The organism is Arsenophonus sp. aPb, from assembly GCF_029873475.1.
In the GTDB taxonomy this organism is placed as follows: Bacteria; Pseudomonadota; Gammaproteobacteria; order Enterobacterales; family Enterobacteriaceae; genus Arsenophonus.
Genome location: NZ_CP123499.1, coordinates 163,289 through 184,458, shown reverse-complemented (window position 1 = coordinate 184,458; position 21,170 = coordinate 163,289). Strand labels below are relative to the sequence as shown.

Annotated in this window: 19 protein-coding genes; 5 read left to right on the top strand and 14 right to left on the bottom strand. The window is 38.1% G+C overall.

The genetic code is table 11. The annotated features are described in order from the left end of the window. Window positions 1-159 precede the first annotated feature (159 nt). From glnA to glnG, 3 genes are all read left to right on the top strand, one after another. Window positions 160-1,569, top strand: coding sequence for a glutamate--ammonia ligase (gene glnA / locus QE177_RS00735; protein ID WP_280550870.1), 1,410 nt, complete (start codon window positions 160-162; stop codon window positions 1,567-1,569). Between the two features lie 144 nt (window positions 1,570-1,713). Beyond that, entirely contained in the window at window positions 1,714-2,754 is a 1,041-nt protein-coding gene (gene glnL, locus QE177_RS00730; protein WP_280550869.1) for a nitrogen regulation protein NR(II), read from the top strand. A 9-nt stretch (window positions 2,755-2,763) separates the two neighbouring features. Next, window positions 2,764-4,191, top strand: coding sequence for a nitrogen regulation protein NR(I) (gene glnG / locus QE177_RS00725; protein ID WP_280550868.1), 1,428 nt, complete (start codon window positions 2,764-2,766; stop codon window positions 4,189-4,191). A gap of 45 nt (window positions 4,192-4,236) precedes the next feature. Here the strand turns inward: glnG and hemN are convergent, their stop codons facing one another. The 14 genes from hemN to greB all read right to left on the bottom strand — a co-directional run bounded on the left by hemN (window position 4,237) and on the right by greB (window position 18,093). After that, window positions 4,237-5,610 carry an oxygen-independent coproporphyrinogen III oxidase gene (gene hemN, locus QE177_RS00720; protein ID WP_280550867.1) on the bottom strand — a complete coding sequence of 458 codons (1,374 nt, stop codon included), beginning with the start codon at window positions 5,608-5,610 and terminating at the stop codon, window positions 4,237-4,239. Window positions 5,611-5,839: 229 nt separating this feature from the next. Further along, window positions 5,840-6,310, bottom strand: coding sequence for a Der GTPase-activating protein YihI (gene yihI / locus QE177_RS00715; RefSeq protein WP_280550866.1), 471 nt, complete (start codon window positions 6,308-6,310; stop codon window positions 5,840-5,842). A 213-nt stretch (window positions 6,311-6,523) separates the two neighbouring features. After that, window positions 6,524-7,852 carry an NCS2 family permease gene (locus QE177_RS00710; RefSeq protein WP_280550865.1) on the bottom strand — a complete coding sequence of 443 codons (1,329 nt, stop codon included), beginning with the start codon at window positions 7,850-7,852 and terminating at the stop codon, window positions 6,524-6,526. A gap of 259 nt (window positions 7,853-8,111) precedes the next feature. Next, the gene (locus QE177_RS00705; protein ID WP_280550864.1) at window positions 8,112-8,846 is read right to left on the bottom strand and encodes an amino acid ABC transporter permease; all 735 of its coding nucleotides are present in this window, start codon (window positions 8,844-8,846) and stop codon (window positions 8,112-8,114) included. Between the two features lies 1 nt (window position 8,847). Continuing rightward, entirely contained in the window at window positions 8,848-9,585 is a 738-nt protein-coding gene (locus QE177_RS00700; RefSeq protein WP_280550863.1) for an amino acid ABC transporter permease, read from the bottom strand. 62 nt (window positions 9,586-9,647) lie between these two features. Continuing rightward, window positions 9,648-10,472: an ABC transporter substrate-binding protein gene (locus QE177_RS00695; protein WP_280550862.1), complete on the bottom strand. Its 825-nt coding sequence runs from the start codon at window positions 10,470-10,472 to the stop codon at window positions 9,648-9,650. A 157-nt stretch (window positions 10,473-10,629) separates the two neighbouring features. Further along, the gene (gene phoU / locus QE177_RS00690) at window positions 10,630-11,349 is read right to left on the bottom strand and encodes a phosphate signaling complex protein PhoU (RefSeq protein ID WP_280550861.1); all 720 of its coding nucleotides are present in this window, start codon (window positions 11,347-11,349) and stop codon (window positions 10,630-10,632) included. Between the two features lie 14 nt (window positions 11,350-11,363). Continuing rightward, window positions 11,364-12,140, bottom strand: a complete 777-nt coding sequence (gene pstB / locus QE177_RS00685; protein ID WP_280550860.1) for a phosphate ABC transporter ATP-binding protein PstB — start codon at window positions 12,138-12,140, stop codon at window positions 11,364-11,366. Between the two features lie 38 nt (window positions 12,141-12,178). After that, complete coding sequence (gene pstA / locus QE177_RS00680) at window positions 12,179-13,063, bottom strand: phosphate ABC transporter permease PstA (RefSeq protein WP_280550859.1); 885 nt, start codon at window positions 13,061-13,063, stop codon at window positions 12,179-12,181. A gap of 1 nt (window position 13,064) precedes the next feature. Then, window positions 13,065-14,021: a phosphate ABC transporter permease PstC gene (gene pstC / locus QE177_RS00675; RefSeq protein ID WP_280550858.1), complete on the bottom strand. Its 957-nt coding sequence runs from the start codon at window positions 14,019-14,021 to the stop codon at window positions 13,065-13,067. Between the two features lie 95 nt (window positions 14,022-14,116). Further along, window positions 14,117-15,154, bottom strand: coding sequence for a phosphate ABC transporter substrate-binding protein PstS (pstS, locus tag QE177_RS00670; protein WP_280550857.1), 1,038 nt, complete (start codon window positions 15,152-15,154; stop codon window positions 14,117-14,119). Between the two features lie 269 nt (window positions 15,155-15,423). After that, entirely contained in the window at window positions 15,424-16,749 is a 1,326-nt protein-coding gene (gene envZ, locus QE177_RS00665; RefSeq protein ID WP_280550856.1) for a two-component system sensor histidine kinase EnvZ, read from the bottom strand. Then, window positions 16,746-17,465, bottom strand: coding sequence for a two-component system response regulator OmpR (gene ompR / locus QE177_RS00660; RefSeq protein ID WP_280550855.1), 720 nt, complete (start codon window positions 17,463-17,465; stop codon window positions 16,746-16,748). The genes envZ and ompR overlap by 4 nt, the downstream gene beginning before the upstream one ends. 142 nt (window positions 17,466-17,607) lie before the next feature. After that, window positions 17,608-18,093 (bottom strand): transcription elongation factor GreB, encoded by a 486-nt coding sequence (gene greB, locus QE177_RS00655; RefSeq protein ID WP_280552181.1) that lies wholly within the window; start codon window positions 18,091-18,093, stop codon window positions 17,608-17,610. Between the two features lie 185 nt (window positions 18,094-18,278). On the opposite strand from greB, the gene QE177_RS00650 reads away from it, so the two are divergent. Together QE177_RS00650 and feoA are read left to right on the top strand one after the other, a co-directional pair. Then, window positions 18,279-20,606 carry a Tex family protein gene (locus tag QE177_RS00650; protein ID WP_348519917.1) on the top strand — a complete coding sequence of 776 codons (2,328 nt, stop codon included), beginning with the start codon at window positions 18,279-18,281 and terminating at the stop codon, window positions 20,604-20,606. A 309-nt stretch (window positions 20,607-20,915) separates the two neighbouring features. Then, window positions 20,916-21,143 (top strand): ferrous iron transporter A, encoded by a 228-nt coding sequence (feoA, locus tag QE177_RS00645; protein ID WP_280550854.1) that lies wholly within the window; start codon window positions 20,916-20,918, stop codon window positions 21,141-21,143. Window positions 21,144-21,170 lie beyond the last annotated feature (27 nt).

Here is a 21,170-nt window from a genome sequence, read left to right as displayed (position 1 = left end):
ACTATTCAATTTATGATTATTTACTAAAAAATCATTCAAAAAGCTTTTATTCTCGGTTATAAATAATTTGGCATGATTTTCGCTTAATGATTAATTAACCACTTTAATGAAACTTTTTGGCGCTATCGTTCAAAATAGGATCCAATCAGGAGAAGCTTTATGTCTGTTGAGCATGTTTTATCCATGATCAAAGAGCACCATGTTAAATATATTGATCTACGCTTTACCGATACCAGAGGTAAAGAGCAACATATCACTATTCCTGCTCACCAAATTAATGAAGATTTCTTTGAAGAGGGAAAAATGTTTGACGGCTCCTCTATTGCCGGTTGGAAAGGAATTAATGAATCAGATATGATGCTTATGCCTGATCCCGGGACGGCAGTGCTAGATCCTTTTTTTAGTGATTCAACCTTAATTATTCGCTGTGATATCCTAGAGCCCAATACCCATCAGGGCTACCAACGAGATCCACGTTCAATTTCTAAACGCGCCGAAAATTTCTTACAAAGTAGCGGCATCGCCGATACGGTATTATTTGGACCTGAACCTGAATTCTTTGTGTTTGATGATATTCGCTTCGGCAACAATATTTCTGGTGCTTATTATCATATCGATGATATCGAAGCAGCCTGGAATTCTGGCGCACACTATGAAGATGGCAATAAAGGTCATCGGCCAAGCGTTAAAGGGGGGTATTTTCCTGTCCCGCCCGTTGATTCCTCACAAAATATGCGCTCCGCCATGTGTTCCACCATGGAGAAAATGGGCTTAATTGTCGAAGCACACCACCATGAAGTTGCCACCGCAGGTCAAAACGAGGTCGCTACCCGTTTTAATACCATGACCAAAAAAGCCGATGAAACACAAATATACAAATACGTAGTACATAATATTGCTCATTCTTTTGGCAAGACAGCGACATTTATGCCAAAGCCACTTGTTGGTGATAACGGCTCTGGCATGCATTGTCATATGTCGCTGGAAAAAAATGGCACCAACTTGTTTGCCGGTGATAAATATGGTGGGCTGTCTGAAACAGCCCTTTATTACATTGGTGGTATTATTAAACACGCGCGTGCTTTAAATGCCTTTACTAATCCAACCACCAACTCCTATAAGCGTCTAGTGCCTGGTTTCGAAGCACCGGTAATGTTGGCTTATTCAGCGCGTAACCGTTCAGCTTCTATTCGCATTCCAATGGTTGCCAATCCGAGAGCATCACGGATTGAAGTTCGTTTTCCCGATCCGGCGGCTAATCCTTATTTAGCTTTTGCTGCACAATTAATGGCAGGTCTCGATGGAATTATGAATAAAATTCATCCCGGCGAAGCGATGGATAAAAATTTATATGATTTACCTGCGGAAGAAGCACAAGAGCTCCCAACTGTTGCTAGTTCACTGGAAGAAGCCCTACATGCGTTGGATATTGATCGCGAATTTTTGAAACGTGGTGAAGTATTTACTGATGAAACAATAGACGCCTATATCAACTTATTAAAAAATGATGTTCAACGTATTCAGATGGCACCTCATCCATTAGAGTTCGAAATGTACTACAGCGTCTGATAATCCATTCTCCGCTGGTTTTTTTATTGTGTCATATTGCCTCATCTTTTGATGAGGTTTTTTCTGCCTATTTATTGAACAAAAATACTTGGTTTATACTCAAATATGTTAATATGCACTAAAAAGGTGCAGGAGTAAAACTACGTGAAAATTGATATATTACCCATTGCCGATCATATCTTAGATTGCTTGTTGCATAATATTCTATTACTGGATAATAAACTCATCATCCAATACGCTAATCATGCTAGCCGCCAATTTTTTTTAGCTAATCCAAGAAAATTGCTGGGTACACCGTTACCAATACTTTTTGATTATTGTTCGCTTGATATGGATTTAATGCAAAAAAAAATAAAAAAAAATCTAAGTTTTACCGATAATGAAGTCACTCTGGTTATCAATAATCACTCTTATAACGTGATTATCAGTGCGCAGCCCATTTCACAAGGCTTTATTCTATTAGAATTTTTGCCAGTCAATCACTATCGCCGTTTAGAGCAAGAACAATCATTACAAATCCTATCACGTGACTTAATCCGAACTTTAGCCCATGAGATAAAAAACCCGTTAGGTGGTTTACGTGGCGCAGCACAGCTGTTAGCCAAAACCCTTTCTGAACCTGAGCAGCTAGAATATACCCAAGTTATTATTGAGCAAGCCGATCGCTTACGCAATCTCGTTGATCGTCTACTCGGCCCTCAACATCCCGGCGCGAAAACAACACAAAGTATCCACCAGGTTGTTGAACGTACTTACCATTTGATATCACTGACACTACCGAAAAATATTAAATTAATAAAAGACTATGATCCTAGCTTACCTGAATTTCCACACTATCCCGAGCAAATTGAACAAGTGTTACTCAATATAAGCCAAAACGCGATACAAGCAATGGAAGAAAACGGCGGAACCTTGACTATGCGGACTCGCACAGCATTTCATGTGACATTACACGGAAAAACGTATCGGCTTGCCGCCCGTATCGATATTGAAGATAATGGCCCGGGTATTCCATCACAGATACAAGATACGCTGTTCTATGCGATGGTAAGTCATCATAAAGGTGGCAATGGTTTAGGACTCTCAATTGCACAAAATATTATTGACCAGCATGCTGGCAGAATCGAATTTTCTAGTTGGCCTGGCCATACGCAATTTTCGATTTATCTTCCTATTAAAAATTAGGTAACTGATATGCAAAAAGGTAAGGTGTGGATCGTTGATGATGATAGTGCCATTCGTTGGGTTTTAGAACGCGCGTTAAACAATGCCAGCATGGAATGTACTAGCTTTGAGGATATCCAAAGTGTATTGACAGCATTAGAAAAAACCTGTCCGGATGTTTTAATTTCCGATATACATATGCCAGATAACGATGGGTTAACGCTGTTGACACGACTTAAACAGAGCCATCCTAAATTACCGATTATTATTATGACTGCCCATTCAGATCTAAATACGGCAGTTAATGCCTATCAACAAGGTGCTTTTGATTACTTGCCAAAACCTTTCGATATTGACGAAACGATATCGTTAGTTAAACGCGCACTTAATTATTATCGCAATCAACAACCAAATACCGGATCAAATTCTCCACCAGCGGCTCCTGTCAGCAAAATTATTGGTGAAGCACCGGCCATGCAGGAAGTTTATCGAATTATCGGTCGCTTATCTCGCTCCTCAATTAGTGTACTTATTAATGGTGAGTCTGGCACCGGTAAAGAGTTAATTGCGGATGCACTTCATCGTCATAGCCCTAAAGCAACTGGGCCCTTTATTGCGCTAAATATGGCAGCTATTCCTAAAGATCTAATTGAATCTGAGTTATTTGGTCATGAAAAAGGCGCTTTTACTGGTGCCAGTCAGGTCAGGCAGGGACGTTTCGAACAAGCGCATGGCGGTTCACTTTTTCTCGATGAAATCGGTGATATGCCACTTGATATTCAAACCCGCCTTTTACGCGTATTGGCTGAAGGCCAGTTTTATCGAGTTGGTGGTTATATACCAATTAAAGTTGATGTCCGTATCATTGCCGCTACCCATCAATGCCTTGAACAATTAGTACAAGAAGGAAAATTTAGAGAAGATCTCTTTCATCGTCTCAATGTCATCCGTATTCCTCTGCCACCATTGCGCGAACGGACTGAAGATATTCCGCATTTAGCCCGCCATTTCCTCCACCAGACAGCGCAACAACTTGGTGTGGAGAGCAAAATTTTGGCGCCTCAGACAGAAACGATCTTAATGTCTTTACCTTGGTCGGGTAATGTGCGCCAGTTAGAAAATGTCTGTCGTTGGCTTACTGTGATGTCTTCCAGCCAAATGATATTACCGCAAGATCTGCCAAGCGATCTGCAACAAAATCAACAATTTCTTTATTCACCTAAAAAGACACTAGCGACAAATAGCGAAAAATGGCTTGATCCACTTGCTAATTGGACAAAAATAGCGCTCGAAAATAATAGACAAAATTTACTAGAGCAAGTATTGCCGCAGATTGAACGTACCATGCTTGAATGTGCTTTAACCTATACCAAAGGTCATAAACAAGAAGCCGCTCGCTTACTCGGCTGGGGGAGAAATACTCTTACCCGTAAGTTGAAAGAATTTGGTATGTCGTAGTAAAAAAGAGCTGCAATATACAACTATGCTATCCCCTTTAATCAACTATATCACTCGTGAAAATTGACGTTGACGCATTTGGTTGCGCAAATAAATATCAAAACACATACATATATTACGGATCAACAATCGACCCTTAGCGGTAATTTGTAGCTCTCTTTGACCAACAATCACTAAGCCATCTGCTATCATCGGTTGTAATAACTGTAGATCTACAAAAAAATAATCCTTGAAATCAATTTGATAGCGCTCTTCAATATCACTGTAAGCCAGCTGAAAATTACAGATTAAAGTTTTGATAACATCACGCCGAATACAATCATCCTGTGTCAAGGATAAACCTTTCCATAATGCATGCTGATGATTTTCAATGGCCTGATAGTAAGCGTTTAAATCTTTTTGATTTTGCGCATAATGATCACCTAACATACTAATTGCTGATACGCCCAATCCCAGTAGATCACAGTTTTGCTGGGTGGTATAGCCCTGAAAATTACGATGCAAGACGCCATTACGTTGTGCGATAGCCAATTCGTCGTTAGGTTTAGCAAAATGATCCATACCAATAAATTGGTAACCATTTTGTGTCAAGGTGAAAATCGTTTGCTGTAAAATAGCCAGTTTTTGTTCTGCTGTAGGTAGATCCTGGGTTTTAATTTTGCGTTGTGCAGCAAAGAGATGAGGCATATGGGCATAATTAAAAACACTTAAACGATCAGGCGAAAGTGCCAATACTCGCTCTAAAGTAAAAGCAAAAGTTTCCGCTGTCTGTTTAGGTAAACCATAAATTAAATCAATACTGGTAGAGTTAAACCCCACCTCACGTGCACGTTGCATCAAAGCAAAAATAAACGCTTCATCCTGCTGACGGTTAACTAAATTTTGTACCTGTTTATTAAAATCCTGCACGCCCATACTCAGGCGGTTAAAACCCTCACACCGCAAGTGATCAATAACATGCAATTCTATTTCTCGCGGATCAATTTCAATTGATATTTCGGCATCCGCGGCAAAATTAAAGTGTGATTTTAACATTGCCATTAGTTGACTGATCTGGGATTTATCCAAATAGGTTGGTGTTCCTCCGCCCCAATGCATTTGGATCACAGTTCGGTTGGTAAACAATCTCGCTTGTTTTATAATTTCTTTTTCTAAAACCAGCAGATAGTTATCTACTTTATGTTTATGGCGAGTCACCAGCTTATTACAGCCACAGAAATAACACAGCTTATGACAAAACGGAATATGTACATAAAGAGATAGTGGCCTGTCAGGATAGCGACTGGCGGCAATCGTAAAATCACTATCACTATAGTTGTGGTTAAATTCTAATGCAGTAGGATAAGAGGTATACCTGGGCCCAGCATAGTTATATTTTTGAATGAGGGAAAGATCCCAAATAATACTCTGCTCTGACATATTTTTATCCTTCAAAAATGGCTATCTTCTATCTTATAGCCAAACTCACATTACTCTATTTCTTACTACCATCTAAAGCGATAAAAAATTATCTTAATTTAATGCAAATAATATATTAATCAAAAATCATGACTGATAAGTTTTTATGCCTAATCAGCAACTAATATTACTATTTTATTTGGTAATAACAGGCTTTTTTACGATTAAATAATCATGGGATAAACAATGCTTACTTCCCTCTCAAAAGCCGCATAATATCATCCGGTTTATCATCATCTTCTTCGTCCTCAAGCTCAATACCAACTATTTTCAACAAGGAATCAATTCGCTCCAGTTGTTTATCTACGTAAGCCATTTCCTCTTTGGCTAATGTTTTACCTTCTTCAAGATGAGTTAACAACGTGGCTAGACGCTCGTCATTTTCCAATAATGCCAACTCTTCTTCTGGTGATAATATTGATTTTTCTATCTTGCTTATTTTTGGCTTGTTGCTATTTAAGTCTTTTTCTTCTTTAGCATCAATCAATAGTGATATCGGTTTCTTACTGCCAATACGAGGATCTTTCTCCATTAACGGATGATTGCTATTTTGCGCGTCAGTTCTATCTTGATAACGGCTACCTGCTACGTGGCCACGCTTTTTTTTCTGTTTTTTTCGTTCTCGGCTGGCTAAATTTAGCGATTCACGGTTTTTTTTCATTTTATTTGCTGCTTTTACAGCTGGTTTTTTCTTGTGCCCCGACATAACTTCATTTCTCTCATTGCGGATTTTTAATACTCAATTTAACACAATAGTATGATATATAGATGCCTTATACTAGCTAAGTTAAAATTAGAATAAATAAAAACTTCGATAAAATTATTACCGAAGTGATTTAAATAAATTCATTATCCAGTTAATTGATTAATGCTATTACGCATCAACCAAAATAATTTTTGCAACAAATAATAGTGCAACAATAACGACTGCCAAACCAATCTCACGCCACCGTCCTGTCCCTATTTTCATTACACAATAAGCAATAAAACCTAACGCGATACCTTCAGTGATTGAAAAACTAAAAGGCATCATAACTGCTGTGATAAAAGCGGGCACTGACTCGGTTAAATCATGCCACTTAACACGCTTTAGACTCGATGTCATCAGAACACCAACATAGATCAGTGCGCCAGCTGTTGCATAGGCAGGTACCATACTGGCTAGCGGTGAAATAAAAATGGTTAATAAAAATAGCAAACCAACCACAATTGCGGTTAATCCAGTACGCCCACCTATCGCTACCCCAGAACTACTTTCAATATAGGCAGTGACTGAAGATGTTCCCATTGCGCTGCCGGCGACTGAGCTTAAACTATCAACATAAAGCGCTTGTTTCATCTGTGGAAATTTACCCGTCTTGTCAGCCAAGCCCGCTTTATCGGTAACACCAATTAAAGTTCCAGAAGAATCAAAAAGGTTAATTAGCATGAAAGAGAAAATAATGCCAGATAAAGCAATATCTAATGAGCCAAGCATATCAACATGTCCAACCACTGTCATGATGCTAGGTGGTAACGCAAATAAACCATTATATCGGACATCACCAATAATCATGCCAATAATCGTGGTGATTACAATAGAAACAAGGACGGCAGCATGAATATTACGAGCCGCTAACACAGCAATGATAAAAAATCCTAAGATACCCAATAACACATTAGATTGAGAAAAATTACCAATTGCTACCAGGGTATCCGGATTAGCAACAATAATGCCCGCATTTTTTAATCCCATCAGGGCAATAAATAAACCAATACCGCTCGTGATACCAACCCGTAAGCTTAAGGGGATATGGGCAATAATCCAGTAACGAATATGAAAAAGCGTTAAGAGAAATAAACCAACAGCTCCCCAGAAGATTGCCCCCATTGCTACTTGCCAGGAATATCCCATGGCACCAACAACGACAAAAGCAAAAAAGGCATTTAATCCCATCGCAGGAGCGACAGCAACCGGTAGATTGGCCACGATGCCCATCATAATACTACCTAATGCCGCAACTAGACAGGTAGTGACAAAAACAGCTTTAATATCCATTCCCGCCATTGATAAAATTTGCGGGTTAACAAAAACGATATAAACCATTGTCAAAAATGTCGTCAATCCGGCAATGATTTCTGTTCGAACTGTCGTGCCATGTTCTTGTAATTTAAACATGCGCTGAAGCAGACTCTGTTGTCTGATCGGATCTGTTTTGTTCATATACATAGCCTAATAATAAAAAAAGTTTTTTTGCTCTATCCTACAATAAAACTAATTCAAATAGTTAATTATAAAATAGAAAAAAGAAAAACAATTATCTGACATAATAATGTGCATGAGTATTCAATTCAGTAATCACTCTGAAAATAAAGCTTAGCGGAATCAAAAAGAGAGTGGCATAAATTCCAACGAATAAATCACTATTTGTTACCAATCTTTCATTTATCTCTAAATAAGGAAAAAAATAAAATAGTGGACACTATAGGAAAGCCAACTGTTTTAGTTGTTTGCCAGACAAGGGAGCCAGTGACGACCGATTTTTCTCTAAACGACGTAAGACTTGATTTGCTATCATCTCAAGTGAAAAACACATAATGAAATAGATTAAGGCAACAAATAGAAAAATTTCCATTGGATAGATCATTTCTCGATTATTCACTTGAGTTGCTAAAAATGATAATTCTGCCACTCCGACAATGTAAGCCAATGAAGTATCTTTAATTAATGCAATCCACTGATTAATAAAGGAGGGGAGCATCATCCGTAACGCTTGCGGCAATATAATATGCCATAATACCGCCCAACGGGTAAAACCTAACGACATCCCCGCTTGCCACTGCCCCTGTCCAATCGCCAAAATACCGGCTTTTACTCCATGTGCCAAATAAGCTGACGCGATCAAAGTTAAAGCACAAATTACCGTCGTCAATTCAGGAATATCCGTGCCTAATAAAACAGGTAATAAAAAGTAACTCCAGAAAATCAACATGATGACAGGTATAGCACGAAAAAAACCTAACACAGCTGCCAATAAATTTGCCCACCAACCTTTTAACATTGCTAATGCAATTCCACCAGCAATGCCAAGAAAAATAGAGATACCTCCTGCTAATAAACTTATTAACAGTGTCAGTGCTGCGCCTTCTAAAGGGCCATCAGGAAATGTACCAAATAACAGATAGCGCCAATTTTCAGTAATGACTGCAAAATTCATGTTAATGTCCCTTTATTAATAGGCGCTGCTGACGCCATTGTCCCCAGGCTTCCATCACAGCGATAATGGCAATATAAAGGATTGTCGCCACGCCAAATGCCGTAAAGGTTTGTAAACTTTGACTTTCAATCTGACGAGAAACATAAGAAAGTTCAGCAACACCTATTGCCATAGTTAGGGAAGAATTTTTCACAATATTCATATACTGCCCCAGCAAAGGCGGCATCGCGATTTTTAACGCTTGGGGCAAAACAACATATCGCATGGCTTGCCAGCCAGATAAACCTAATCCTAATGCAGCAAATTTTTGCCCTTGCTTTACACCATAGATACCAGCTCTTAATTCTTCAGCAATGAAAGGGGTAGAGTAGAGAATTAACCCAATCACACCAGCCAAAAACTCAAATGATGGCCATGCTAACTGAATACTGAGAATAGTGAGTTGATGTGGTGTATTTAGCCATTGCATAACTGATTCCGGTAATATTCCTCCAACAGCAAAGTACCAAAAAAAAAGCTGTATTAATAATGGGGTATTACGAAATAGTGAGATATAAATCATTGCCAACCAACGCAAAAAAATGACATGGCTATCTCTAGCAGCAACGACAACAAAACCTAACAGGGATGAGAAGGCTATGGCACAAAATGAGATCCAAATAGTAATGAGTAAACCCTGCCAAATCCAATCAAGATACTCAGGTGCTAATGGCTGGGTAGAAAAAAAGTATTCAAACATTGATATAACCTATTTATGATGAAGTTACTCATTTAGGTATTTTTATTAAAAAATAATATTGTTTATTTTTCTAATGGCGCAAATTTAAAATCACCACGTGGTAGTGCTGCTTTCGTTGCTGGCCCGAACCAACGATTATAAATTATTTCCGCCTGACCACTTTTTTCTAATTTTAATAAAGTATTATTTACTGCATTGATCAAATTCGTTTCACCTTTAGCGGCTGCTAATGCCTGATATTCACGTGTAAGACTAAAAGGTGAAATCTCATAATCTGCTTTAATTTTTGCTGGTAAGTTCCCCAATAAACCAACCAGTTTGGCGTCATCTTGAGTAATAGCTTGTACATTGCCATTTCGTAATGCTGCAAAAGCAAGTGGAGTATCATCGTAAGATATTACTTTAGTATTGGGATAGCGTTCACGTAGGGTAATTTCCTGCACTGTTCCTTTATCCGCACCGATACGTAAAGGAATAATGTCATCAGGCGTTTTTAATACCCCAATACGTGCGATAAACTTCTGTCCAGTGACAAAATCAGGAATTGAAAAATCAACTTGTTTAGCCCGTTCATTGGTAATAGTAAAATTAGCACCAATCAGATCCACTTTACCTCCAGTCAATAGAGGTATTCGATTCGCTGGGTTAGTTGGACGTAATACTAATTTAACACCAAAATCATTGGCAATCGCTTCAGCGATATCAATATCATAACCCACCAATTTTTTAGTTTTAGCATCAATAAAACCAAAAGGTGGATTACTATCAAAAACAGCAATACGGATCACACCGGATTTTTTGATACTGTCCAATTTATCTGCTTTTGCCAACCCAGCAACCAAGGCTAATGCGACAGATAATACAGTTGCAATAAGATTGGATTTCATTTCACTATTACCCCTTACTGTAAATTTTTGTATATTTATTCAAATCAAATTATCAATTCACAGTTAGAACAGGAAATAATATAAAAATCTATATTTATTCAAAAATAGAATAACGATAAGCTAAAAATAATCATCGAATAATGGGCTGAAAAACGTGTTAATGACTGCCTTTGGTCAACATTTTTTCCACAAAATCCCCACCTAAATGACGAAAATCTTGCCCTTTTAAATAATAGAAAATAAATTCACAAATATTTTGGCAACGATCTCCTATTCGCTCGATAGAACGCGCGCAAAACAAGGCTGTTAATACACTAGGAATAGTGCGAGGATCTTCCATCATATAAGTCATGAGTTGGCGAACAATACCTTCATACTCTTCATCAACTTTTTTATCTTCCAGATAAACCTGAATTGCTGCATCCAAATCCATACGGGCAAACGCATCCAACACATTATGTAACATTTGAATAGTATGCCCGCCAAGTGCTTCCAGACTGACAAGTAACGATTGATGTTGCTCAGAAAACTTCTCCAATGCAACCTCACAAATCTTATCAGCTACATCACCAATACGTTCAAGCTCGGCAATGGTTTTCGAGATTGCCATAATTAAACGTAAATCACTGGCAGTAGGTTGCCGCTTAGCAATAATGCGCACACATGCCTCATCAATTGCTACCTCCATCATATTGACTTTTTGATCACCCTCTATCACTTTTTTTGCCAAATCCTGATCTTGGTTATGTAAAGCTTCAATGGCATTTTTAAGTTGTTCTTCTACCAAGCCACCCATTTTCATTAATTCAGTACGAATATGCTCCAACTCAGCATTAAACTGGCCGGAAATATGTTTGTTGTAATTTAAATTATCCATGGTAATACCCTATATCAACCGTAGCGGCCAGTAATATAATCCTCAGTCTGTTTTACTGTAGGTGTGGTAAACAAAGTATCTGTATCATTAAATTCAATCAATTTACCTAGATACATAAATGCTGTGTAGTCGGAACAACGTGCTGCCTGCTGCATATTATGAGTGACCATTACCACGGTATATTCCGATTTCAGTTCATTTATCAACTCTTCAATACGCCCTGTTGAGATAGGGTCAAGTGCTGAACAAGGCTCATCTAATAGCAATATTTCTGGCCGGATCGCAATACCACGAGCAATGCATAGCCGTTGCTGCTGACCGCCTGATAAACTATAGCCACTATGCGAAAGTTTATCTTTTGTTTCCTCCCAAAGGGCGGCTTTAGTCAACGCCCATTGAACACGTTCGTCCATTTCAGCGCGAGAAAGTTTCTCAAATAAACGCACCCCAAAAGCAATATTGTCATAGATTGACATCGGAAAAGGCTTAGGCTTTTGGAAAACCATGCCTACTCTAGCGCGTAATAAGGCAATATCTTGTTCATCGGTCAAAATATTGGCACCATCCAGCAAAATTTCACCTTCTGCATGCTGTTCAGTATAGAGTTCATACATCTTATTAAATGTACGTAAAAGGGTAGATTTTCCACAGCCTGAAGGGCCAATAAAAGCCGTTACTTTATTCTCTGCAATGTTTAACGAAATATCTTTTAGCGCATGAAATTTGCCATAGTAGAAGTTCAAGTCACGAACTTGAATTTTACTTTCTACCCTATCGTTAACTTTAATCATCAATTTATCTCTTAAATTTGTCATCTGTTACTAAAGAACTAATATTTTTTCTTGGCAAATAATAGACGCGCTAAAATATTGATTAACAATACACATAAAGTAATCAATAAAACACCTGCCCAAGCTAATTGCTGCCATTCTGAAAATGGACTCATTGCAAATTTAAATATAGTTACTGGTAGATTAGCAATCGGTTCGCTAAGGTCGGTACTCCAGAATTGATTGGAAAGTGAGGTAAACAATAAAGGCGCTGTTTCACCAGCAATTCTAGCAATGGCAAGTAATACTCCGGTAATAATCCCTGAGACAGACGCTTTTAAGGTAATGGATAAAATCATTTTCCATTTTGGTGCACCTAAAGCATAAGCTGCTTCACGCAAATTATCTGGCACAAGTTTTAGCATATTTTCCGTTGTTCGAATAACAATCGGGATCTGTAACAACGCCAGAGCAATAACACCAGCCCAACCAGAAAAATGCTGCATTCTGGCAACAACAATCATATAAACGAATAATCCAACCACAATTGATGGTGCAGAAAGCAAAATATCATTAATAAAACGAATAATTTCCGCCAGCCAAGAACGACGCCCATATTCGGCTAAATAAATACCGGCCATAATGCCAAGTGGTGTACCTAGCACCGTGGCCCATAAAATCAGCAAACCACTACCTACGATAGCATTAGCTAATCCCCCACCAGTAGAATTTGGTGGCGGCGTCATTTCAGTGAATAAATTCCAAGACATGCCTTCTACTCCTTTGGTTAATGTTGTAAATAAGATCCAAATTAACCAAAACAGACCAAATGCCATTGTGATCATCGAGAGCAATAGTGCAATCCGATTTTTTTGTCTCCGCCATGCCTGACGACGTTGACGTTGTTTAATATCGATAGTTTTTGTGGTATCTGTCGTCAACATGTTAGCGCCCTTCATTTTTGGCCAAACGCATAATCATCAATTTAGAAAACGCAAGCACGATAAAGGTAATAACAAATAAAATTAAGCCTAACTCCATTAATGCAGCAGTATGTAATCCACTTTCCGCTTCAGCAAATTCATTTGCCAACGTGGAGGTAATACTATTTCCTGGCATAAAAAGTGAAAAGCTATCTAACTGATAAGTATTACCAATAATGAAAGTGACTGCCATCGTTTCCCCTAAAGCTCGTCCTAACCCTAACATCACACCGCCAATCACGCCATTACGCGTATAGGGTAATACGATATGCCAAATAACCTCCCACGTCGTACAACCAATACCATAAGCAGATTCTTTCATCATAACTGGCGTCTGCTCAAAAACATCCCGCATCACTGAAGCTATATAAGGAATAATCATAATTGCCAGGATCACGCCAGCAGCTAAGATACCAATACCTAAAGCCGGACCTGAAAATAATTCACCTATAATCGGTATTCCTGCCAAAACATTACCAACAGGCTCTTGAAAATAAGTGGCAAATAGCGGCGCAAAAACAAACAATCCCCACATGCCATAAACAATACTCGGTATGGCCGCCAATAGTTCAATCGCAATTCCTAGCGGTCGCTTTAACCAATTTGGTGATAATTCTGTTAAAAATAGCGCAATGCCAAAACTGACCGGTACCGCAATGATCAAGGCAATTAATGACGTTACTACCGTGCCATAAATGGTTACTAATGCCCCAAATTCCTGAGCAGGGACATCCCAAACCTTTGACCAAAGAAAAGAAAAACCAAATTTTTCAATACTCGGCCACGATGCAATAATCAAAGAAATAATAATTCCACTTAACATTAATAGTGTAATTAATGCAGCTAACTTAACGAGAGCACCAAAAATGAGATCACCTTTTTTCCCCGGTGCTTTATATGTCGTTAATTTCTCAGCCATTATTTTTTCTCATTTTAATCCCCTTCTATAAAAGGGGATAATCATTCATTTATATTAGAGCGCGATTTTTACTTTCTGCTGATGTCACACTCAATTCAGTATATAGGATTACCATTAGCATCTTTTATATTACTTTTCCATGCTGCCCGAATATGTGCCACAACTTCATTCGGCAATGTCGCATAATCTAAAGCCTTAGCCTGGTCAGCGCCTTTGTCATATGCCCAGTCAAAGAATGCTAATATGGCTTTTCCCTTCGCAATATTTTTCTGTTTCTTATGTAATAAGATAAAAGTTGCCGAAGTAATTGGCCATACATTTTTTCCTGCTTGATTGGTGAGATCTTGCGCAAATGTTTTAGTCCAATCTGCCTTTTTTGCAGCGGCACTAAAACTACTTGCGGTTGGCGCAATGGCTTCCCCATCGGCAGAAATTAATTTGGTATAAGCTAATTTGTTCTGTTTAGCATAGGCATATTCTACATAACCAATTGCGCCAGGTAGACGTTGAACAAAAGCAGCAACACCTTCATTACCTTTTCCAGCAATGCCCGTTGGCCACCTAACGGTAGAACCTGTACCAATCTTATTTTTCCAGTCAGCATTTACTTTGGCTAGATAGCTGGTAAAAACAAAAGTCGTTCCTGAACCATCAGCACGGCGGACAACGGTAATATTTTGTGCCGGTAATTTTAAACCCGGATTTAATTCAACAATTTTTGGGTCATTCCATTTTTTAATGATACCTAGATAAATGTTAGCCAATGTTTTGCCATCTAATACCAATTGTCCAGATTGAATACCGGCAATATTGACCGTTGGAACAACGCCACCAATCACAGTTGGAAATTGAATAAGAGAGGCTTGATGAAGTTTTTCATCACTTAAAGGTGCATCAGAAGCACCAAAATCAACTGTTTTAGCTATAATCTGTTTTACCCCACCGGATGAACCAATCCCCTGGTAGTTAATCTGATCGCCCGTTTGTTTTTGGTAGCTATCCGCCCATTTTGCATAAACCGGTGCAGGAAATGTGGCACCAGCGCCAGTAAGACTAGTCGCTGCATAAACTGACATTGTCGTCAAAGAGAACATGGCTATAACATTAACGATGATAGAACGCATCAATTTCATAATCCCTCCTATTTGGGATGAAAGAGAAACAAATTACTCTGTTAATTGTAGCGAGTTAAAAAAATACGAGGAAAAAATAGGTTAGTTAGATGACAGAAAGATGTATTATTTATGACAGTTTTATGACCGTTAAATTAATATCCAATTTATTTAAATAATATAGCTTTAAAAATAGATATAATAAATTTTTAAAATCAAAGAATTATATGATTTCATAAAATATAATAAAAATTTTCCGTTAAATTACGGCTAAATAAAAATATAAATTTTTATTTTTCCATTAATGGTAAAGTTGCCCGTATAGATAATCCTCCCCGTTTACTTTTATCTATAATAATTTCACCATCATGAGCATCAATAATTCGGCGAATAATTGCTAATCCTAGTCCTGTACCACCATTACTCCTTGCTCTTTCGCCTTGCACAAAAGGTTGAAAAAGATGTTGAATGCTCTCTTTTTTAATTCCTGCACCATCATCCTCAACCTGAAACCAGGCATGATCTTTTATTACACCACTACTGACTTTTACCCAACCATTGCCATAGCGGAAAGCGTTAACCAGCATATTGGTTACTGCTCGTTTAATAGCAATTACATTAGCATTAATAATGATTGGTGATGAACTAATCTGCGTCTCAATATTAGGCAGGAAACTACTCTCAGCATTAACAGCTTCAAGTAGGACTTTGTTCAAGTCACAAAAATCCATATTCATTTCCCGACCTGTACGTATATAGTCCATGAATTGCTCAATGATAGCATCACACTCTTCAATATCTTTGTTAATTGATTCTGCGAGATACTGATCCTTTTCATTCATCATTTCTGTCGCTAACCGAATCCGTGTTAACGGCGTTCTCAAATCGTGGCTCACGCCGGCCATTAATATCGTTCTATCATTTTCCAGCATTTTTATCCCTGATGACATGCGATTAAAAGCGCGGATGACATAACGTATTTCTAATGAACCTTCTTCCTTGATTGCTGGAACCATGACTCCTTTTCCCATTTGCTTGGCATAGTTTTCTAACACAAATAATGGCCTACTCTGATAACGTATATAAAGCCATGTAATAGCAAAAATAGTTAAAAAGATAGCCAGTGTATAACGAAATACAACAGCGAACTGATTCTGTCCTATTTCAGTTAAAGGAAGTCGTATCCATACATTTGGGGCAAGGTAAGAATTTAACCATAGAAAAGGATGCTCTTTTGCGATTTCAAGACGAACATCCGCCTTGCCACCCATATATTCCGCCATCTGTTGGCTTAATTCCTCATAATGTCTCGCCCAACGTAAGCCTTTCTCCATAGCAAGTGACTTAGTATAAAAATTAATACCTAGCTCTTTATAGATTTTCTTCTTAAATGATGGAGGCATCAAAATTGCATTTCCATCTTGTAATTCAATTTTCTCTGTTAATAACGTATGCACTTCATAGGCTAAGACTTTATTGAGCTGCTGAAGACTCGGCATCACAACAAAATTAAGTACAACCAAATAGCTGGTGACTAAACTAGCAAACAGTAAAGTAACAATAACAAATAATGAACGAGAAAACGTGTTACGTCTGGAAAAACGCAATCGTTTCATGCTTTATTACCATCCGGCACAAATACATAACCCAATCCCCAAACCGTTTGAATATAACGTGGGTGAGTCGGATCATCCTCAATCATTCGACGTAGACGTGAAATTTGCACATCTATCGAACGCTCCATCGCACTATATTCACGCCCGCGAGCAAGACTCATCAGTTTGTCGCGAGATAGAGGCTCACGTGGATAAGAGACCAGTACTTTTAAAACAGCAAACTCACCACTAGTTAATGGCATAGACTCATCATCTTGAAACATTTCCCTTGTTCCTAGATTTAATTTGAATTTACCAAACCGAATTACCGCCTCATCCTGTGCCGGCGCACCCGGCAGCTCATTTGCCTGACGTCGCAATACGGCACGAATACGAGCCAATAATTCTCTAGGATTAAATGGCTTAGGTATATAATCATCCGCCCCAATTTCTAACCCAACTATCCGATCTACCTCTTCACCTTTTGCTGTTACCATAATAATCGGAATAGGATTATTTTGACTTCTTAAACGACGGCAAATAGATAAGCCATCTTCACCAGGTAACATCAAATCCAATACAATCAAATGAATAGATTCACGTGTCAAAATACGATCCATTTGCTCGGCATTAGCAGTACTACGTACTTGAAAACCTTGTTCAGTTAAATAACGCTCCAGTAAAGAGCGCAAACGCATATCATCATCCACAACAAGAATTTTATAATTTTCTTGCATTTTTTGACTCCATAAATATTTTTAAGATCCCTATATATAGTGCCTTAATAACAAATAAGACCATATAATAATATAACTAATTCCTATTAGACTTTTTTAAATTAATATTTACATTTTATTGATCTTTTTAATTTTATATCATTTACAACTCAATCCCTTGATAATTAATTTCCAGTATCCAGTAAGTAATAATACCATTTGGCGTATTCACCGTAACTTCATCATCAATTTGTTTACCTAATAATTCCCTTGCCACGGGTGAATTAATAGAAATCCATTTTTTAATCGGATTAAATTCATCGGCTCCAACTAAGCGAAAAACTTTAATAACACCATTTTCATCTTGTACTTTTACCCAAGCACCAAAATAAACTCTACCTTCCTGCCGAGGATCGGGATCAACTATCTTTAATACTTCAAGACGTTTAGATAAAAATCGAATACGTCGATCAATTTCTCGTAATCGTTTTTTACCATAAATATACTCGGCATTCTCTGAGCGATCACCAAGCGCCGCGGCCTCTGATACAGCTTGGGTGACTTTCGGACGCTCCTCTCGCCAAAGAAACTTCAACTCTTTTTCGAGGTTGTTCCAGCCTTCACGAGTAATATAATTATTTTTCACAATAAAAACTCAGTATGATTAACCTTAATTTAAACTAATTACTATATATAATTCAAAAAAAGTTTTTGTTGACTACATCAGGTTCTAATATCCAAATATAATGTTAACTGGAAATTATTGTTTTCAACACGTATAAATGTGCACATAAGCAGTTAATTGCGTCCTATTTAAGTATTGAAGAAACTAAAATGATGAATAAATCCTTAAGCAAAATTATTGCATATGAATTAGATACAACGCCAGCACAAGTACTTTCAGCTATTACATTACTTGATGAAGGAAATACCGTTCCTTTCATTGCCCGCTATCGTAAAGAAGTCACAGGCGGGCTCGATGATAACCAACTGCGTAAACTTGAAACGCGTTTAAGTTACTTACGTGAATTAAACGAGCGCCGCCAAACTATTCTAAAGTCGATTAATGAACAAGGAAAGCTTACCGCTGAACTTGCTGAAGCGATTAATAACACTTTTAGTAAAACTGAGCTCGAAGATCTCTATTTACCTTATAAACCCAAACGACGTACACGAGGCCAAATAGCAATTGAAGCTGGCTTAGCGCCACTCGCGGAACAATTATGGAATGACCCCCAGCAGATACCAGAACAGATAGCCGAAACCTTTATTGATCCACAAAAAAATATTAATGACACTAAAGCTGCACTTGATGGTGCCCGTTATATTCTAATGGAACGCTTTGCTGAAGATGCAAATTTACTTAGCAAAATTCGTGATTATTTGTGGAAAAATGCCCACTTAACAGCCAAAGTTATCGAAGGTAAAGAAACAGTAGGGGCAAAATTTAGCGATTATTTTGATCACCATGAGCTTATTGCGCATATCCCATCCCACCGAGCACTTGCCATGTTTCGTGGCCGTAACGAAGGTATTTTACAATTATCACTTAATGCCGATCCACAATTTGAACCATCGCCAAAAGAAAGTTATTGTGAAGAAATTATTACCCGCCACTATGGCCTACATCTAAATAATGCACCAGCAGATAAATGGCGAAAAGCCGTTATTAGTTGGACATGGCGAGTCAAAATTCTGTTACACCTTGAAACAGAATTGATGGGTACCTTGCGTGAAAAAGCAGAAGAAGAAGCGATTCATGTTTTCGCACGTAACCTACATGACCTTTTAATGGCAGCGCCTGCCGGTATGCATACCACTATGGGATTAGATCCTGGTTTACGCACTGGCGTTAAAGTTGCCATTGTTGATGCGACAGGCAAACTCATTACTACCGACACTATTTATCCTCACACCGGTCAAGCAACAAAATCTGCAGCAACTATTGCATCCTTATGTGAGAAATATAAAGTTGCCTTGGTCGCCATTGGTAATGGTACTGCTTCGCGTGAAACGGAACGCTTTTTTACCGCAGTTAAAAAACAGTACCCAAATATTACTGCACAGAAAGTGATCGTTAGTGAATCTGGCGCTTCAGTTTACTCAGCCTCTGAGTTAGCGGCACAAGAATTTCCTACTCTCGATGTCTCTTTACGTGGAGCAGTCTCTATTGCTCGCCGTTTACAAGACCCGTTAGCGGAATTAGTAAAAATCGATCCTAAATCAATTGGTGTTGGCCAATACCAACATGATGTTAATCAAACTTTACTCGCTAAAAAATTGGCAGCGGTAGTCGAAGATTGTGTAAACGCAGTTGGTGTCGATCTCAATACCGCCTCTGTTGCTCTTCTTTCACATGTTGCAGGGCTAAGTAAAACAATTGCCCAAAATATCGTTAATTGGCGTAACGAACACGGGCGTTTTAATGACCGCAAACAACTATTGAAAGTTACGCGTCTTGGCACAAAAGCTTTTGAGCAGTGTGCGGGTTTTTTACGCATTATGACAGGGAATAATCCTCTCGATGCCTCAACAGTTCATCCCGAAGCTTATCCGGTTGTAGAAAAAATTTTATTAACCACTAAGCAACCCTTGAAAACGATTATGGGTAACACTAGCGTACTCAATAATCTCAAACCAGAACAGTTTACTACTGACAAATTTGGTATTCCAACAGTAACTGATATTTTAAAACAATTAGAAAAGCCTGGACGAGACCCGCGACCAGAATTTAAAACAGCCTCTTTTGTCGATGGCATTGAAGCAATGGAAGATCTTAAAGTAGGCATGATATTAGAAGGTTCGGTAACTAATGTGACCAATTTTGGTGCATTTGTCGATATTGGCGTTCACCAGGATGGTTTAGTACACATCTCCTCTCTGTCCGATAAATTTATTAAAGATCCGCATTCTTTAGTCAAAGCAGGGGATATTATTACCGTTAAAGTCATCGATATTGATTTAAACCGTAAACGAATTGCGCTAACCATGCGCCTAGATGAGAAAACAGTAGATACACCACAACATCGTAATAAACAACAAACAGGCAGAAATACCCCCTCAGCCAGTTCAACTAAAACATCCCAACCAAACAATACGCTATTAGGTAATAGTGTTATGGGTGATGCGCTGGCGGCAGCACTAAATAAAAAGCGCGAATAGTCAATATGTATATAACTAATAGTCTGATCTAGCATCAGGCTATTACCCTATTCAATTTTAGAAAATCGTTTTTTTTAATAAAAAATAATGAATTAACACTAATTTTAATGCCAATAGTTCATTCACTAGGGAACTATTGATCAATATCAATTGCTGTCATTTAAAAAAAGCGCTAAATTAATTCGAGTAGCACATAATTATGATTATCATTATTAATGTGATAATGATAATATTTCTTATTAAATTTGCTATTCGTCTGGTACCCATTTACGGTATCTTTGTTTTTTGGGCTTTATAGTGGAAGTGTCTATGCCAATTCTTCCTAATCACCGATACAAAATTGTCGGATTTTCAACAGAAATAAATCCAGCTTACCGTCAGAAGTTACTCTCTTTAGGCATGTTACCTGGATCTTTTTTTAGCGTTATTCGTATAGCGCCGCTTGGTGATCCTATTCAAATAGAAACTCGCCGTATGAACTTGATCTTAAGAAAAAAAGATCTTGCACTATTAAATTTAGACGATGCCGGCAACTAAGCGGTATAAAAATATTTTTATGATAAT

Bases quoted from the DNA above. Each gene is read 5' to 3' on its own strand.
- pstS (WP_280550857.1), bottom strand. From the start codon at position 15,154: ATGAAATTGATGCGTTCTATCATCGTTAATGTTATAGCCATGTTCTCT.
- envZ (WP_280550856.1), bottom strand. From the start codon at position 16,749: ATGAAACGATTGCGTTTTTCCAGACGTAACACGTTTTCTCGTTCATTA.
- glnA (WP_280550870.1), top strand. From the start codon at position 160: ATGTCTGTTGAGCATGTTTTATCCATGATCAAAGAGCACCATGTTAAA.
- QE177_RS00695 (WP_280550862.1), bottom strand. From the start codon at position 10,472: ATGAAATCCAATCTTATTGCAACTGTATTATCTGTCGCATTAGCCTTG.
- QE177_RS00705 (WP_280550864.1), bottom strand. From the start codon at position 8,846: ATGAATTTTGCAGTCATTACTGAAAATTGGCGCTATCTGTTATTTGGT.
- QE177_RS00710 (WP_280550865.1), bottom strand. From the start codon at position 7,852: ATGAACAAAACAGATCCGATCAGACAACAGAGTCTGCTTCAGCGCATG.
- QE177_RS00650 (WP_348519917.1), top strand. From the start codon at position 18,279: ATGATGAATAAATCCTTAAGCAAAATTATTGCATATGAATTAGATACA.
- feoA (WP_280550854.1), top strand. From the start codon at position 20,916: ATGCCAATTCTTCCTAATCACCGATACAAAATTGTCGGATTTTCAACA.
- yihI (WP_280550866.1), bottom strand. From the start codon at position 6,310: ATGAAAAAAAACCGTGAATCGCTAAATTTAGCCAGCCGAGAACGAAAA.
- ompR (WP_280550855.1), bottom strand. From the start codon at position 17,465: ATGCAAGAAAATTATAAAATTCTTGTTGTGGATGATGATATGCGTTTG.
- hemN (WP_280550867.1), bottom strand. From the start codon at position 5,610: ATGTCAGAGCAGAGTATTATTTGGGATCTTTCCCTCATTCAAAAATAT.
- pstA (WP_280550859.1), bottom strand. From the start codon at position 13,063: ATGTTGACGACAGATACCACAAAAACTATCGATATTAAACAACGTCAA.
- phoU (WP_280550861.1), bottom strand. From the start codon at position 11,349: ATGGATAATTTAAATTACAACAAACATATTTCCGGCCAGTTTAATGCT.
- pstC (WP_280550858.1), bottom strand. From the start codon at position 14,021: ATGGCTGAGAAATTAACGACATATAAAGCACCGGGGAAAAAAGGTGAT.
- QE177_RS00700 (WP_280550863.1), bottom strand. From the start codon at position 9,585: ATGTTTGAATACTTTTTTTCTACCCAGCCATTAGCACCTGAGTATCTT.
- pstB (WP_280550860.1), bottom strand. From the start codon at position 12,140: ATGATTAAAGTTAACGATAGGGTAGAAAGTAAAATTCAAGTTCGTGAC.
- glnG (WP_280550868.1), top strand. From the start codon at position 2,764: ATGCAAAAAGGTAAGGTGTGGATCGTTGATGATGATAGTGCCATTCGT.